Genomic DNA, 15443 nt, shown 5'->3' with positions numbered 1-15443 from the left:
TATTTTTACGCTGTATATAAATGAATTCGTCTTTGAATTCTCCGCTTATGGCTTTGTTTGCATTTCTAAACAACTCTATAAAGATCCAAAGCCTTGCGCAAAAGTACTTCAATCATTTGTTTTGGAAGGTCTTTATTTGGGTTCACTCTTAAAATTTTCATTCTGGCGCGCCCACCTGTTTCTAATTGTGGATGTTCAAGCGGGTTACCTTCAACAAATAGAATATACGGTTCATCTGTTTTTTTATCTTTCCATAAATAGCAAAAAGCCTTGTCCTTAAAACAAAAACAAGGCATTCCATATTTCCTTGTTTCTGAAATCAATGTGTTTTGATGAAGAATCAGGTCACGCAGTGCCAGGAAACAACTTCTGTTGGGTTCTGTCTTGCTTAAATAGAATTCATCCTTTGACATCATTTGAGGCTATACCTTAATTCAACAACCCCATTGCTATATGATTTTGATTCGAGTAATTTGAGCGCTGTTTCATTAGGAATTGCGCCAAACAAATCAATGCCTTCACTTAAAACAATTGGCATCACAAACAAAATAATCTCATCAAGCATTTTGTTATTCAAGAAAAATGAATTCAATTGACCTCCACCAATAAGCCAAATTCCGGATCCTGCTTGCGACTTCAATTGCTCAATAAACGCTATATGATCATCTGATATAAAATCAACAAATTGGGTGTCACTTAGGTTTGTCTTCCTGGTAAATACATAATTTTTTTTATCAGCATACGGAAAATCTATTCCCCAGCCCATTACCTGATTATAGGTTGAATAACCCTGAATAGTTGTATCGATAGAAGCATAAAAATCTCCATAACCATAGTCACTTTTGTCAGGGTTTGGAATGGACTCCAGCCAATCAACGCTGCCATCTTTTTTGGCTATTTTTCCATTTAAACTCACGGCTATATAGGAGATGATCTTTCTCATTTATTCAAGATTTGTATTATATTACAAGGTAAGAATTTTATAAATCAATCTGCACCACCTCTGCTCTGGCACCGAATCTTATTGGCAAAACACTTGTTCCTATTCCTTTTGAGACATACATATGTGGTGTAGTATTTTTATACCAGCCTTTTAAGTACCTGCCACTTCCTTGAGGCTTAAACGGAACAAATCCAAGAATTGATATCTGACCTCCATGGGTATGACCTGAAAGTACCAGGTCAATCGACAAGTTTTCTTTTTCCTTCTCCAAAACATCTCGATATCCAGGACAATGAGAAAGTACAATGTTCGTTTCGGTCTGTTTTAAATTTTTTAGGGATTTTTCGAAATCAGAATTGCCCCCAACAAAATCATCAAGTCCGATGATCGACAATTCTCTGTTTCTTAAAGTCAGCGTCCTGTTTTCATTAATTAGCAGTTCGCAATTATGTTTTGCATACACGTTTTTAAGTTGAATCAAATCAACATCCCCCCAATACTCCCAGTTCCCGGTAATTGCAATTTTTTTTATAGAATGGTCAATCAGAGAAAGAAAATCATCAAGCCCTTTAATTTTATCTGTAGCATCTACCGAGTCTCCGGTAATAAAAATGAGATCTGGCTGAATTTTATTGATTTTTTTAGCCATTGACTTATGAAAATACCGCAATTTATCAAAATGTAAGTCAGAGATTTGAAGCGTCTTAAGTTTATCCGATCCTGGCTTTGAAATGTCAAAATAATTCCAGTCTATCACATATTTTTCGAACCAAAAAGAATCTAGTATAACGAGTGCCAAGGCGCTTAAAACACCTCCTTTGATAAATTTTCTTCTTGTAAATTTAGCCATAATTAAACCTCCTAAAAGACTGTTATTTTAAAGCAATGGGTAAAGTTCTTTTCACTTTTACTGGATTTCCATCTTGCATGGCTGGAGACCATTTTGGCATATCCATAACCAACTTTATGGCCTGGTAATTGGTCATAGGATCAGCCGTTTTTCGCATCTTTGCATCAATTACTGAACCATCTGTGTCAATATAAAAGCTCACTTGCACCTTTGTGAAAATACTACCTTCAGGCACCTTACTTACATCAAAATTATCTTTTACATACTTATGCATCGCTTCGAGACCTCCTGGGAAAACAGGATTTATTTCAAATCTGTAAAAAGGAACTTCTACACCTTCTTCATCCCAACAGGTTCCTTCAACAAATTTTCCATTCTTAAAAAGGTCTTTTCTTTTTAGTTTGCCGCTTTCCCAATAGGATATAAAATCTCCATGATTTTTCCCTTGGTGGTATGGAATAAGTAAATGTATTTTCCCGCTTTTATAATAAGACTTTTGAATTCTTACTTGCTTCTTTTTCTTATAATATTTATAGACACTCCTATACATAGAAAGCGTATCATTCATGTAAAATGTCCTTTCCTCATACACGTCTTTCTCGCTAGGATCAGGCGTTACTATACGGTATTTCGTCGCTTGTGATTTATTCTTAACAATACCGCTACCAAATTCACCTAAATAAATTGTATCCTGACTATGAGCACAAAGGCTACATGTCAAAAGTAAAAAAAGTACTAATTTTTGCATATTAATTTGTGCTTATTCTGACAGCATCCATTCTATCAAATCCTTTTCGTCAACAATTGACCAGCTATGTGGGTGACGTTCTCCATTGGCTCTATAACCTTTATTTTCTGTTGGAATATAGACAACATCTTTGAATTGTTTGGCTCGTAAAGACGCAGCAAGTTTCTTGATATAAAAGGCATTTGTTTGCTCATAAGCTGCCATTCGGTTTTCTTGCCACCATAGTGTATCCGGCTCTGTATACAATCTGATTTTAGTGTTTTTCAGCTCACTGATATTGTGCGTATCATCAGTCTCTAAGGTAAATACCGAATGGTATTCATATTTGGAAAGGTTGAGATGTGGGTTACCAAATTGAGTGGTAAATTGCTCTATAATCCAAGTGCTTTCTTCAACCGATGGTTTGGAAAAATTGTTTTCCAAATTTTTCTCTGCTGCATAATACAAAGCAGCCAGGTCGATTGGTGAATCAGCAATAAAAACACCTTTAGGACTGAAATCTAATTCCGGATGCCCTATAATATAAGAGCTCAACAATAAAGAAACATTTCCTCCGCTTGAGAATCCTCCGATGTAAAGGTTATCAAGAGGCAGTTTATGCTCTTTTAAAATACCTAAAAGTCGTTCGGCCAATTGCTTCTTCTCCTCCTCTTCTAAATACAATTTTTGATTGTAATTCACAATAAGAACTGCAACTTGATTCTCTTTTGCTATGGGAAGTATGTTAAATTGTTCTTTTACATCTTTAGGGACTTCAGGATATCCGCCAAACAAGACCAAAACAGCCTTGCTATTTTCTCCGTTACTGCTCAACTCATAACCTTCTTTAATTACTTCCAGATAGTCTATGTGCTCCTCTTTTTCACTATTTTTAGACAACTCTTTTTTGCATGACATGGTCATGATGAAGAGGCTTAATAATCCAATGTATTTCATCTGTTTAATTCTTAAAATAAATATAGCCATTTAACGAAGTAGCGATGAGTAGCCATATAAAATAAGGAAGGATAAAAAGCGTTTTTAACTTTATTTGAGGCCAATAATAAAAAAGAAAAAACCCCACTAGCAAAGTAAGACTCGTTATAATAGCAAGTCCTGTGGTAATTTGATGCAAATAAAAGAATGCAGGATTCCATGATACGTTAAGAATCCATTGGACTATAAATAACCCGATAAGGAGATTCTTATTCTCAGTAGCTGGCCATAAATAGGCCATATAAAAGCTAAAACAAATCATGATGGTAGTCCATGCTGCTCCAAAAACCCAACCTGGCGGTGTCCAGGGAGCTTTAATAAGACCCGCATACCAATCTGAAGGAACTCCTTTACTTGTAAACAAACCTCCCAAAGCGAGGGCGGCAAAATTGATGACCAAAAAAATTATAATTCTATATATCATGTACTTTTTACATTACTCGTGATTCTCATTAACCATCGAAAAATTCCTGGCATAAACCTATTCAAAAACACCATCATTGACATCATAAATGGCTTTATAACAGTATTTTTTTTAGTCTCTACGGTTTTCATTATAACCTTTGCCGCTGTATTTAAAGTCATTGTTGGAATCAACCAATCAGCAATCTTAGGAATACGGTCTTCACTTAAGGGGTTATTATCAAAATATGGAGAATCCACCTTACCCAAGGCAATCATCGAAACCTTAAAATTGGTATCGTAAAGATCTGCTTGTAAGGCTTTTGCAAATCCCAGCATTGCCCATCTCGCCGGAGCATAACCCGTAGTCCCGGGAAATGAAAAATAACAGGCTGCAGAATTGATAATGATAAAATGCCCGGATCCTCTTTGTTGCATTCGGTCAAAAAACACTTTGCATGTAGAAGCTGTTGCCAGGTAAGGAGAATTTATAGTCTCTCTATAATGACCTAGATCTGCCTCATTAAAAGACAACCACTCACCTGCTCCTGCACTATTGATAATCACATCAGGAAGTCCTTCTTTTTTAATTAGTTCATCTGCAACAGAGATAACCTCATCTTCATTGCTAAGGTCAGCACTATAATAACTAATCCTTTCTAGGTTTGGGTCGATCTCTTCAGCCGCCGCTTTTAGCTTTGCTAGATTTCTGGCTTGTAAAATAATTTTGGCGCCATTTCGATGCAGGGCTGCAGCTGCAGCTTTACCAATGCCACTGGAGCCACCTGTAATTAAAATTAATTGCTGATCTACTCTTGTGTTCATCTATTGGTATATATAATTATCTGGGTTCATCAAGCTTTATTCCCACTCTGGAAATTGAGTCACATTCAGATCTAATTTGCTTATTGCTTTCATGTCAGCTTCTGACAATTCAAAATCGAAAATATCCAAATTTTCAATCATATGGGCTTTATTAGAAGACCTTGGGATAGCCACAACATCTCTTTGAAACAGCCACCTAAGACATACATGAGCATTCCTCTTATTATACTTTTTCCCAATGTCAGCAATCGTTTTATTCGTGAAAATTCCATTTCGTCCTGCCGCAAATGGTGACCAGGCCTCCATTTGAATATTAGATTCTTTTAAGAATTTATGCGATTCATCCTGCTGGAAGAAAACGTGGTTTTCAATTTGATTCACCGCTGGCTTTACTTTGGCATAAGTCATTAGTTCATCTATTTGTTTAGGACTAAAGTTGCTAATACCAATGGCTTTAATTTTACCTTCTTTATAAAGTTCTTCCATGGCTTGCCATGAGCCTTTTACATCACCTCGAGGTCTATGGATAAGATATAGGTCTAAATAATCCACACCCAATTTATTGATAGAGGTTTCAAAAGCTTCTTTTGTACTTTCATAGCCCGCATCGTCAACCCATAGTTTAGATGTTATAAAAAGTGCTTCCCTTTTGATACCACTTTTCTTGATACCTTCTCCCACAGCTTCTTCGTTTCCGTATATGTGGGCAGTGTCTATCAGGCGATAACCCACTGAAATGGCAGTAGCTACAGATTTCACACCAAGCTCGTCTCTTAATGTATTGGTACCAAAACCAAGCATGGGCATCTTAACACCATTGTTAAGTGTTGCAACAGGAATTGAATTCTCCAGATGACCTGTTTTAAATGCACCATATATTTTTGAAGTTCCTAAGGGTAAAAACATGCTAGCAGCTGCAAAGGCTGATCCGGTTTTTAAAAACTTTCGACGATTGACATCCTTGGATTTATTTTGATCTTTCATGATATGTGCTTTGGTTATTTGCATACCAAATATAATATATTCTTCAACAATAATTTAGCTTTTAAAATGCCTGATTCAGCATAAGATACACTGCATTTTCTCCAATGCTCGTTCTGACAAAATCAAGTCGTAAATCTACACCTGTAATTTGCTGTAATTTGTACCTCAGACCAACACCCCCCGCTGAATACCATCCATCATCATCTCTTGATCTATCATCAATGCCGTAAGAGCCACCAGAAAGGTTGGCCAGACCATAAAAACCGGTTATCCGAAACCTTGATTGCCCAGGGGTATAACGGTATTCAGATTGGGCCCCTGTCATATATTTAGCCTTAAATTGACCCGCCGGAAAACCTCTGAGCATACTCTTACCCGAAAGTGTTGGAAGACCACTGTCTGGTGTTTTCTCAGAACTATACTGACCATAAACCTGCCAGGCCCAGACATCATGATCTGTAAATCCATTTGCATAATAACGTGCATCTAAAATGAGAGAACTATAATTATCAATTGCACCCAGCCATGATGGGTTTAGATTAACATTCAAACTCACAAAGGCTGCATCCATAGGATAGTATTTATTCTTACGGGTATCATAGCTTGAAGAAATACCTACACCAAGTGAGTTTTCATCTTGAAAACCATTGTCGTATAGGAAATCTTCTCCTTCATCATTATTAGCCTTGTATTTAATGTTCTTGTATTTTAAAGGGCCTCCGAGATAAATGTCTTCAGCCACTCTAAACATGAGCTGTTCAGAGATAAACAAGGTATTCACATTATATGCAACGTCTTTTCCATCAGAAGTAAATTCATTATTGATTCCCGAATAGGTCATCACCGTAGCAGATAAAATTCTATTATTCTTGAACCAGGCATTGTTCTTAAGAAAGATGCTATAACTATCTGTGTTTGAATATTGACCTCCTATTTGTAATTGCGATTTTGATGATGCTCCTTTATCAGTTGCATATAAATAAGAAACCGCTGCTCCAAAACCAAAACCCATTAAGGGTGAACTCGTAATCAGGGGTACAATCTTAAATGGCTTTTCAGTTTTAGTACTGTCTTGAGCAAAAGAATCTGTTGTCAAAAAGAGAACAGAAACTAATGCAAAACATTTTAATAGCCTCATTAACAATTTTTTATTTTGTCCGGTTCTTTATAATTCTCATATAAATATAGTCTCCATTTTAGTATAAAACCATTATTAATTAGACGTTTTTATTAATCCGAAATATTTAACTTTCACGAGCTTTCTTCTTGCCATAAATAACACAGGGACCAAAATAAAGGCTACATCCCATAAAACAGGATTAATAAATGCAAGACCAGCCGCAAGTATAGCTATAACAGGTTCAGTGAGTATTTGCTTCTTTGCTTCTTTGATACTGTTGTCAGTAACATTTTCTTGTAACATTCGATGTTTAGGATTGGCAGCATAATTCAAGCTTAAAAAAGAAAAAACCCCTACTAAAACCATATTAATACTCAACAATACTTTAATCGCAATGTTCTCAGGAAACTGCTCTATATAGGAATTCCAAAATGGTATCAACATAACACTAACTAAAAACAGCAACTGAAACCAAATGAATGTTTGGTTTACAATTCTAATAACACTGAAATGTTCTAAGTGTTTTATCCAATAAACCGCAATAACCATAAAAGCTATAAAAAACACCCACATCTTACTTAATTGCTTCAGCAGAAAAGTAGTTAGCTCTTTGGCGTCTGTAATATGTCCAAATTCAGGAATATCTAAATTGAGAACCATAACCGTCATGGCTGTGGCAAAAATAATGTCTGCCAGAAATCGCAGGCGTGTCCGCCATTCTTGAACTTCTAGATTGTTTGATGAGTCAGTTTCCATGTTATTCACTTTTATTTTTTTTATTCAATACTGGCTGGTATCCTTACTGAATGAAATAGACCTTTTTTATTTTATTATTTTCAATATGATAAATGGCTACTGCCTCCATTACCTTATCTCCAAATCGAACTCTTTCTTTATCAATAACAACATTGCCCTGAACAATTCTACCAATTAATTCACAGTGCAAATTAGGTGTGTTGTCAAACATCTTAGAATAGCCTTTTCTCATCGTTTCTTTTCCTTTGAATCTTAAATCATTCGGATAATTATAAACTTCGACGTCATCGGCATAAGGTTCTAAAAACGCATCAATATTTCTAAGATTATAGGCGTTTAATTGTCTTTGAGCCAGAGCAGAAGGTGTTTCCTTCAATATAGAATCCGGCTCCAGTACTACCCCATTATTTATTATTTTATCAAGGGATGTGATGTGGCTTATTTCCTCTATGGGGTTGGTATTTAATAACAATAGATTGGCTTTTTTACCAACAGTAATTGATCCAAACTCATTTTCTTTACCTAAAACTTTTGCACCATTAATAGTTGAAGCCTGGAATATTTGCCAATTTGACAAACCACTCTTTTTCATTGCCTGCAGTTCAGCTAAATAAGATGAAGCATGCAGTGTTCCTATATTCCCAGCATCTGTACCCGTTGCGATTAAAACACCTGCATCTGCTAATATTTTAAGGTTGGCCATGCTAATAGAGTCTGTTTTTTTTAAACGGGCCTTGCTTCGCTCAGAACTTGCCCCTTTTTTATAATTATTAACCAATAAAGTATCTGACAGATGATTAAGGTCTAATAAGGTCCCTAACTGCTTCGGATCAGCCTTAAGTAAATCATAATTGCTGATTTTCAATTCTTGACTAAATGTGCTGTTATAACCAATGTGAACTAGCAAGGTCGGACAAAGTATCGTATTGTTTTTTTTCAACAAGGCAACGAAATCATCTTTAACAATCTCATCATCAACACTATGTACCAAATAATCACATCCATTTTCTACTGCAAGCTGAGCTGTAATTCTTTGTGTGGCATGCACAGCTACTTTCAAATCATGCTTATGTGCTTCATCAATAATGGCCTTTATGACTGGTAAGTTTTTTCTTGCGCTGGCTTCAACTTCTAAAGGGTCTCTGGAAGTGATATACCAGATCTTAATAAAATCCGGATGATATTCTAGTTGCTCTAGAACCATTTTGATTCCATCTTCAACAGTTTCTACTAGACTAAAAGGTTCTTCTTCACCCAGACCTTCATAAACCGAAGGTTCATAAGTAGTAAGTAATGGGCCGGTCATATATATGGAAGGCACAAGGTTATTGTTTTTAAAACTCTCTCTTTGCTTGAGAAAGCTATATGATGCGCCTACATCTATAACATTTGTTACCCCAACTTGTAAATATCTTTTTAAGGTCGTTTCCATTGAATTGTGAACCAAATCAAGTTCCTTGTGATATGGCATTACTTTGCGTAAATCAATGGCGTCAGGACGGGCATACAGCCCACCGCTTTGAAAAAAATGGATATGTGCATCCGTCAATCCCGGGAATAAAAATTTTCCTGAACCATCTATTATACTAGCATTTTCAGGAATTTTAAATTTCTTTGTTCCTTTTATATTTGAAATTATTTCATCGGTTATTTCAACTGTCTGGTTATGGATTAATTTCTGCTTTTCAACATCAGCAATAGTCACATTAGTAATATATGTCTGTGAAAAAATAGATGAAAAGGATAAAAAAAGTGTGAAGTGAATGAATGATTTAAATGTCATGGAGCTTGGTGTTGATTTTGAATTGTACTAAGTTAATATTTCTATATTGATTGGTCTTCGAATTTTAATCTTCGTAAAGTTTAGCTGTAGCCTCCTTAAGCTCGGCCTTCGGTAAAAACTCATCGCTAATCGTCAAAACAGCGTGAATATTATCTCTCAATCTTTCCAAATTTATATCTCCAGGCTTTATAGCTGTTTGCAATAAATGCAAGGCCATATCGGCAAGTAAAAAGCGTTGTTTCTCCAACCATTCATCATCACCACGACTCGCTTTATGATTTAGGTAACTCGCTTCTACCTGGCTATGCAATTCCCAACTGGTTTTAATTAATTCTAATTTGTCAACTTCCGTCATAATTTCTATTAAACTGAACTAGATATATTATTTTTATTAATGAGCCTATCCCTGTCTTTTCGCCGATTCATTGATCTAAACATCACCTTTCAAAAATAAACAGTAACATTATCCAAACTCCTTATATATTAAATTAAGTTGATTTTTTTACCCGTTTCCGCAGCTTTGTAAATCGCGTCAATGATACGCATGTCTTTCAAACCTTCCTCACCTGAAATATGATTGGGAAGCTTATTCCCATCCAGAATCACTTTCGAGATCCCATCCATTTGAATGGCCTGTTGATTTATTACAGGAAAATTAAATTCCTTTTTACTTGTTCTCCCTTTAAAAGGACCATATCCCATTGCAGGAGATAGTTCGAAAAATCCCTGCTCTGCAGCAGCATAAAAACGATCGGCTCTGCAATTAGAAGCAGCGGTTGAAGTACCCACTGCTCCGCTGGGAAAATTGAGTTGCCAGCTAATATTTTCTTCAACTTCAGAAAAGAGTTCGGGCTTGGTTTTTGGAGAAAATTGTGCCGTGACAGAAACAGGTTCTTCTCCTAAAACGTAACGATTGATTTGTACGCAATAAACACCCAAGTTCATTAATACGCCTCCTCCTGAAAGCGCTTTATTAAAATGCCAATCATCAGCCGGCATTCCTTTTATATTATACCCAAGAGAAGCTTCAATATGCCTGACGGGGCCGAAAATTTTTTCCTGACCCAATCTTTGAATTTCCAGATGATGTGGCTCATAGTGCAATCTGTAGCCTACTGCCAATTGAACACCAGCTTTGTTGCAAGCATCTATCATTTGCTTGCACTCAGCTGCAGTATTCGCCATAGGTTTTTCTACAATAACATGTTTTCCTGCTTTTGCAGCTCTTATAGTAAACTCCTTATGCATTCCGTTGGGCAAGACGACATAGACCAAATCAATGGCCTTATTTTTACTGATTTCGTCAAAATTTTCATAATTGTAGATATTTTCCTCAGGGATTTGATATTTATCCTTCCAGTTTTTGGCCTTTTCTGGTGTCCCAGTAATGATCCCAGCCAAAGAACAAAATTCTGTTTCCTGAAGACCGGCCGCAAGAATGTTGGCATATCGCCCTAATCCGCAAAGTGCTATATTTATTTTTTTACCCGTGTAGGGTATGCTACTCAGCAGAGAACTATTTTCAAAAGATACTAAGGTTGGTAGAATAGCAGCCGAGCCAACACCCAAACCGATATTTTTAACGAAAGATCTTCTTGTCACTTTATTCATATCGTACAATTTTATAGTATGTCTTAATTAATTATTATTTGGTAAGGCATCAAATTCTTTTCTTTTCTTGTCAAACCAATTGGTCATATCCTCAGGTGTCTTCATCAAACTCCGCATATCATTCATAGCTTTTAGATGCGCTGCATCTTTCTTTTGAAACATATCCATTCCATGCTTCTTACTCATTTCAGCCATTTCTTCAAAAGTATCGGCATTGAACTCCAAATCACAGGCGCCTCCTAATTGTTGACAGGTCATTGTTTTCATAATCTTGTATATTCATTTTAAATTCGAGTTGTATTATTTAAGCAACTGAGTAATCAGTGACACACTAAATATGGTCAACATAAACCAGCCTATAAATCCTTGAATAATAGCCAGGTACCTCGGCAGTCCTTTGATTGGTATTTCACCGAAACCCAAAGTTGTAAACGTGTTTACAGAAAGCATTAATGCATTGAGCATTTTTATAAAAACATCATAAATAAGTACCACACAAAAGGCGCTTATTAAAAGTACTTTTTTCCAAAATCGTTTCTTTTCTGGTAACTCCTCCCAATTCCCTTCTAAAAAGTCTATTCTTTTAAGTAACGAAACAGATAGTTTTGTACCAGAAACAGCCCATTTATAAATTGGTAGTGCGGTAATCGTAAAGAATTTGGGCACCGTTTTTCCGGATGACTGCACCATCGCCTTGAATTCATCATATTCCAAAAGTGCTTCCTTCTTCTCATCCATATACACTTCATGCATACCGGCCTTTTTATTCATATATTTAATAAAGAACTTATACCTGTCTAAAATTCTATTTTTTCCGTGAGAATCCCATGTATTGGGGAAAAACAAGTAGATAAAAGCAAAAGCCAAGATGACATAAATAGAAAAAATAATGGCCTTTGAAGGATCGGTACCATAGTCACTAAATACTTTTAAAAACTGGTTGATTTTCCATTTAAAATAGGTTTTGAAAGCCGGGTTTGATTTATATAGGAATTTTAAACGCTCAGTCTCCAAATTCTTAAGTGCCATATAAACCATATTGGCTTCCTCCGGATCGTGTTGCTCTTCATAAAAATCACGAAATTTAGCAAGCAACTGTATTTCTTTTTTATAACTGTTCTTATGTTTAATATATATTTTGTTGACAAAATAATCTTTTTGTAGCGAATCAATTCTAGATAAATCACGCCAATCATACTCATCACCTCCCACCTCTTTATTTAAACCTCTTAAATAAAATTCATAGCCCTCAGGTGACATAATTTTAGAATTCAATTGCTCCCATGGAATTACAAAATTTGGGCTTAAAACATCAACTGAAAATGGCACCCTATCACTTATCTCGTTACCAATGATGGATACATCATATGATTCCTTAAAATTTTTCAGAACAATACTTGGATTAAATTCTTTGAAATTATTATAGCCTATATCTAAATTTTGAACATTATTATAGCCAATGTATATTCTTGCACTTCCATAAAAAGTATTATTTTTAAAATCAGCATAAGTTATATGATTAGCTGATATACGCGATCCATTACTCATATCAGGTGGGTAAAAATCACAATGTGTAATTGACAATGCAGTGAAAAATTCATGATTCTCTAAAAGAAAAGCCACATTAGGGCTTTTTTTAAACGTAACGCTATCAAAAGAAATAAAACCTGAAAACATACCCCAATTTTTGTCTAGCCATTCTATCCCTTCGCTAATTTCTTTATGACTTCTTATTTCAAATTCATCAAGAAACACACTGTTTTTTATGACTAAAGTACTTGTGTTGACAAAACTAACTGGCTTAACAAACTTTATATGATGCATTGTTCCTGTCATATACGGGTATCCTGTTGTATGTTCAAAATGAACATTGTAAAAATCCAAGGCTTTGTTTATAATGATTGTGTCAGTCCTTATAAAATCTGATTGGTTGGTTTCCTTATTGTAGATCGTTCCGGAAATTGAATCTTTTTCTCTATCAAAAATGATGATAGCATCTTTTAATTCAAAAACCGAATCCTTTTCGGCTGCTATCATCTCAAATAACTCGGTATGGGAATAGGTATTAAACTTTGTTTCTTGAGAAAAACTTAAAAAAGAGCTAAAAAGAAAACCTAAAAGAAATATTTTTTTTAACATAAAGCTATTATCCATAAAGACAGTAACTACCTACTCTAAAGATTTATTCAATGACCCATTAATAGTCAGAATTGAAATCAAGTGATTCCGCATGGTTAATTGCCTTGTTGAGCAACTAAAGTAACAAATAAAACGGAATATGCCTGTTGCTTCATGCTAGAAAATCGCTGCAGACTTTTTCATTTGATCAACGCGTAACATCCAACACATCATTATAACCGGTATATTGTTCATGAATTACTTCAAAACATCATTTTAGGAAGCCGAAAAGTGAGTTGGAATCAATATTCCTAAAGATGATCTAGACTGAATATAGCATGTAATCGATAATAAAGCCTATTTTAGATAAAATTTTAATCCAAATCAATTTGAAAAATATCATACTTCTATTATTGGTCATGGCATCACTCCAATCTTGTAAAAAACACGATGATTATACTTTATTCTCTGACGTCCCAGATCTAATTATGCCTGATAATGGGCTTCGTTTTAAAGAAATTAAAGATTATAAAAATTATAAAATTGTTGCCACTCATTATGTTACTGACAATAATGAACTTCGTTATATTCTAGCCAATAAAAAAGCCTATAAAGCGCTATATGAAAAAGAAGATTTTCCTGAAGGAAGTATCTTAGTAAACATCGCCTGGAGTGTAAAAAAAATGTCAAAATTTAATGAAGCGATTGAAGCAAATGAAATTCAACAAATTGATTATTCGATAAAAGACAGCAGTAAATTCTCTAATAATCCGGGAAACTGGGGTTATGCAAGTTTTGAAAAACGTAACGGAACCTATCAAAGCTCAACAGAAGGTACTGCCCGATGTATTGCATGTCATAATTTAGCAAAAGACACTGATTACAAATTTAGTAGTTTTCAATCTTTACAATAATTGACCTTGCCCCAGTAGCTTGATTCTATGTACTATGCTTAGATTCTTGATGTCTTTTTTTAATCCATTTCATTACAAAGAAGACGATACTGGCAACCGCAATAAAAATAAGCGTTGACGCGATTTCCCATTCGCTAAGACTGGTAAGCAACCAAATAATAGAAGCAATACCAATAATTGGAAAAATCAACCCTCCAGGTGCTTTAAAAGTCTTTTCAGAACTGTCTTGTTTTTTCATTCTTAATTTAATCGTTGCGAAAATCACGAGCAAATAAATCAATAGTATGGCAGCACTGGCCAATATGGCTAATTGCTCAAAGCCACCGGAGATCGCAAAAACAAAAATCAAGCCTGCAAAACAGAATATGGACCAATGCGGGGTAGCAAATTTTGGGTGAATCTTACTTAAGAATTTTGGAAATAACCCATCATGAGATCCTGCATATAATACACGAGGTGTATTCAAAACATCTGTACTAACTGCCCCAAAACATGAAATCGCAGCAGCGACCAATAAAATGGTGCCACCTATTGGTCCTACAATGTTTTCTGCAACTGCCGCTAAAGGCGCTTCTCTAACCGCTCCTATTTCAGCACCCAAAATGCCTTGCGTTACAGTTTGTAACAGTAAATATAAAACGAGAACAAGACCACCTCCAAATAAAATTCCTAGTGGTATAGTTCGTTTAGGATTCTTTATTTCGCCACTAACACCTAATGCCGTTTCAAAACCGGCAAATGCAAAAAATAAAATAAGCGTGGTGTTTCCAAAAGTTGAAATGGATGGTAAATTTTCCCAATGCAGATTTTCATAATTTATCAGGCTGAATCCGAAGATAATAATACCTAATAATGGCAATAATTTTACTACAGTAATCGTCTCTATTAAGGCAACACCTTCTTTAGCTCCACGAATATTTGTGACAACTAAAAAGCCCAAAAGTATAAAATATAATAAGCCTCGAATCCATGCATTCTCGAATATCGGAAATATAACCGCCAGTGAATCGGCAACAAGATTCATTAATGCTGCGCTTCCTAAAATACTCCAGCCAAAAACGGCCAGCCAACTGACAATAAAGCCTGCATAGTCTCCAAAGGCAGCTTGCACATAGGCATAACTTCCTCCAGCAGTGGTTATACGCGTACCAATTTCTGCGTAACAGAGCATGATGGCAGCCATCATAATCCCGCAAAAGATATAGGCAAATACGCTAAACCCTCCTAACTCTATTCCGACGATAGCAGGTAAAGCGAAAATACCTGCGCCAACTGTTCCATTTATTATATTCAGCGATAAGCCTGTTACGCCTACAACACGTTTTAATCCTTCATCCTTATTCTTATCAGCCATGCTTGGTTTGGTTTAGCTCCTAAGATAGTTAAAATGTGAAGATGGCTTCTGATACAAAAT

General features: G+C 35.5%; 17 protein-coding genes. 1 reads left to right on the top strand and 16 read right to left on the bottom strand.

What is annotated here, in order from left to right; genetic code table 11:
* Window positions 1-65: 65 nt before the first annotated feature.
* The 15 genes from QWY87_RS11365 to QWY87_RS11295 form a co-directional block, all read right to left on the bottom strand.
* The gene (locus QWY87_RS11365; RefSeq protein WP_290291234.1) at window positions 66-413 is read right to left on the bottom strand and encodes a DUF1801 domain-containing protein; all 348 of its coding nucleotides are present in this window, start codon (window positions 411-413) and stop codon (window positions 66-68) included.
* On the bottom strand, window positions 413-943 hold the full coding sequence (locus QWY87_RS11360) for a dihydrofolate reductase family protein (protein WP_290291232.1): 531 nt from the start codon (window positions 941-943) through the stop codon (window positions 413-415). Before QWY87_RS11360 ends, QWY87_RS11365 begins: the two co-directional genes overlap by 1 nt.
* Window positions 944-980: 37 nt before the next feature.
* Window positions 981-1793 carry a metallophosphoesterase gene (locus QWY87_RS11355; RefSeq protein WP_290291230.1) on the bottom strand — a complete coding sequence of 271 codons (813 nt, stop codon included), beginning with the start codon at window positions 1791-1793 and terminating at the stop codon, window positions 981-983.
* Window positions 1794-1815: 22 nt separating this feature from the next.
* A complete protein-coding gene (locus QWY87_RS11350) occupies window positions 1816-2541 on the bottom strand; it encodes an energy transducer TonB (RefSeq protein WP_290291229.1) in 726 nt (241 codons plus the stop codon).
* Between the two features lie 12 nt (window positions 2542-2553).
* On the bottom strand, window positions 2554-3477 hold the full coding sequence (locus tag QWY87_RS11345; protein ID WP_290291228.1) for an alpha/beta hydrolase: 924 nt from the start codon (window positions 3475-3477) through the stop codon (window positions 2554-2556).
* 4 nt (window positions 3478-3481) lie between these two features.
* A complete protein-coding gene (locus tag QWY87_RS11340) occupies window positions 3482-3940 on the bottom strand; it encodes a TspO/MBR family protein (RefSeq protein WP_290291227.1) in 459 nt (152 codons plus the stop codon).
* Complete coding sequence (locus QWY87_RS11335; protein WP_290291226.1) at window positions 3937-4743, bottom strand: SDR family NAD(P)-dependent oxidoreductase; 807 nt, start codon at window positions 4741-4743, stop codon at window positions 3937-3939. Before QWY87_RS11335 ends, QWY87_RS11340 begins: the two co-directional genes overlap by 4 nt.
* A gap of 36 nt (window positions 4744-4779) precedes the next feature.
* Complete coding sequence (locus tag QWY87_RS11330) at window positions 4780-5727, bottom strand: aldo/keto reductase (protein ID WP_290291224.1); 948 nt, start codon at window positions 5725-5727, stop codon at window positions 4780-4782.
* Between the two features lie 61 nt (window positions 5728-5788).
* Window positions 5789-6865, bottom strand: coding sequence for a BamA/TamA family outer membrane protein (locus tag QWY87_RS11325; RefSeq protein WP_290291222.1), 1077 nt, complete (start codon window positions 6863-6865; stop codon window positions 5789-5791).
* Window positions 6866-6940: 75 nt separating this feature from the next.
* Window positions 6941-7603, bottom strand: coding sequence for a TMEM175 family protein (locus tag QWY87_RS11320; protein ID WP_290291220.1), 663 nt, complete (start codon window positions 7601-7603; stop codon window positions 6941-6943).
* A gap of 43 nt (window positions 7604-7646) precedes the next feature.
* Entirely contained in the window at window positions 7647-9386 is a 1740-nt protein-coding gene (locus QWY87_RS11315) for an amidohydrolase family protein (RefSeq protein ID WP_290291218.1), read from the bottom strand.
* A 64-nt stretch (window positions 9387-9450) separates the two neighbouring features.
* Window positions 9451-9741 (bottom strand): hypothetical protein, encoded by a 291-nt coding sequence (locus QWY87_RS11310; RefSeq protein ID WP_290291217.1) that lies wholly within the window; start codon window positions 9739-9741, stop codon window positions 9451-9453.
* Between the two features lie 128 nt (window positions 9742-9869).
* On the bottom strand, window positions 9870-10997 hold the full coding sequence (locus QWY87_RS11305) for a Gfo/Idh/MocA family protein (RefSeq protein ID WP_290291215.1): 1128 nt from the start codon (window positions 10995-10997) through the stop codon (window positions 9870-9872).
* Window positions 10998-11024: 27 nt separating this feature from the next.
* On the bottom strand, window positions 11025-11264 hold the full coding sequence (locus QWY87_RS11300; protein ID WP_290291213.1) for a DUF1059 domain-containing protein: 240 nt from the start codon (window positions 11262-11264) through the stop codon (window positions 11025-11027).
* Between the two features lie 33 nt (window positions 11265-11297).
* The gene (locus QWY87_RS11295) at window positions 11298-13136 is read right to left on the bottom strand and encodes a potassium channel family protein (RefSeq protein ID WP_290291211.1); all 1839 of its coding nucleotides are present in this window, start codon (window positions 13134-13136) and stop codon (window positions 11298-11300) included.
* A gap of 368 nt (window positions 13137-13504) precedes the next feature.
* On the opposite strand from QWY87_RS11295, the gene QWY87_RS11290 reads away from it, so the two are divergent.
* Entirely contained in the window at window positions 13505-14029 is a 525-nt protein-coding gene (locus QWY87_RS11290; protein ID WP_290291209.1) for a cytochrome P460 family protein, read from the top strand.
* A 25-nt stretch (window positions 14030-14054) separates the two neighbouring features.
* On the opposite strand, the gene QWY87_RS11285 is transcribed toward QWY87_RS11290, so the two are convergent.
* Window positions 14055-15383 carry an APC family permease gene (locus tag QWY87_RS11285; protein ID WP_290291207.1) on the bottom strand — a complete coding sequence of 443 codons (1329 nt, stop codon included), beginning with the start codon at window positions 15381-15383 and terminating at the stop codon, window positions 14055-14057.
* Between the last annotated feature and the right edge of the window lie 60 nt (window positions 15384-15443).

Origin of the sequence: Lutimonas halocynthiae (assembly GCF_030409835.1) — a bacterium.
Taxonomy (GTDB): Bacteria; Bacteroidota; Bacteroidia; order Flavobacteriales; family Flavobacteriaceae; genus Lutimonas; species Lutimonas halocynthiae.
Note: the sequence above shows the minus strand (reverse complement) of the source record. Positions and strands in the feature narration are given on the sequence as shown.

Bases quoted from the DNA above. Each gene is read 5' to 3' on its own strand.
- QWY87_RS11340 (WP_290291227.1), bottom strand. From the start codon at position 3,940: ATGATATATAGAATTATAATTTTTTTGGTCATCAATTTTGCCGCCCTC.
- QWY87_RS11285 (WP_290291207.1), bottom strand. From the start codon at position 15,383: ATGGCTGATAAGAATAAGGATGAAGGATTAAAACGTGTTGTAGGCGTA.
- QWY87_RS11310 (WP_290291217.1), bottom strand. From the start codon at position 9,741: ATGACGGAAGTTGACAAATTAGAATTAATTAAAACCAGTTGGGAATTG.
- QWY87_RS11350 (WP_290291229.1), bottom strand. From the start codon at position 2,541: ATGCAAAAATTAGTACTTTTTTTACTTTTGACATGTAGCCTTTGTGCT.
- QWY87_RS11305 (WP_290291215.1), bottom strand. From the start codon at position 10,997: ATGAATAAAGTGACAAGAAGATCTTTCGTTAAAAATATCGGTTTGGGT.
- QWY87_RS11335 (WP_290291226.1), bottom strand. From the start codon at position 4,743: ATGAACACAAGAGTAGATCAGCAATTAATTTTAATTACAGGTGGCTCC.
- QWY87_RS11365 (WP_290291234.1), bottom strand. From the start codon at position 413: ATGTCAAAGGATGAATTCTATTTAAGCAAGACAGAACCCAACAGAAGT.
- QWY87_RS11320 (WP_290291220.1), bottom strand. From the start codon at position 7,603: ATGGAAACTGACTCATCAAACAATCTAGAAGTTCAAGAATGGCGGACA.
- QWY87_RS11300 (WP_290291213.1), bottom strand. From the start codon at position 11,264: ATGAAAACAATGACCTGTCAACAATTAGGAGGCGCCTGTGATTTGGAG.
- QWY87_RS11345 (WP_290291228.1), bottom strand. From the start codon at position 3,477: ATGAAATACATTGGATTATTAAGCCTCTTCATCATGACCATGTCATGC.
- QWY87_RS11295 (WP_290291211.1), bottom strand. From the start codon at position 13,136: ATGTTAAAAAAAATATTTCTTTTAGGTTTTCTTTTTAGCTCTTTTTTA.
- QWY87_RS11360 (WP_290291232.1), bottom strand. From the start codon at position 943: ATGAGAAAGATCATCTCCTATATAGCCGTGAGTTTAAATGGAAAAATA.
- QWY87_RS11315 (WP_290291218.1), bottom strand. From the start codon at position 9,386: ATGACATTTAAATCATTCATTCACTTCACACTTTTTTTATCCTTTTCA.
- QWY87_RS11325 (WP_290291222.1), bottom strand. From the start codon at position 6,865: ATGAGGCTATTAAAATGTTTTGCATTAGTTTCTGTTCTCTTTTTGACA.
- QWY87_RS11330 (WP_290291224.1), bottom strand. From the start codon at position 5,727: ATGAAAGATCAAAATAAATCCAAGGATGTCAATCGTCGAAAGTTTTTA.
- QWY87_RS11355 (WP_290291230.1), bottom strand. From the start codon at position 1,793: ATGGCTAAATTTACAAGAAGAAAATTTATCAAAGGAGGTGTTTTAAGC.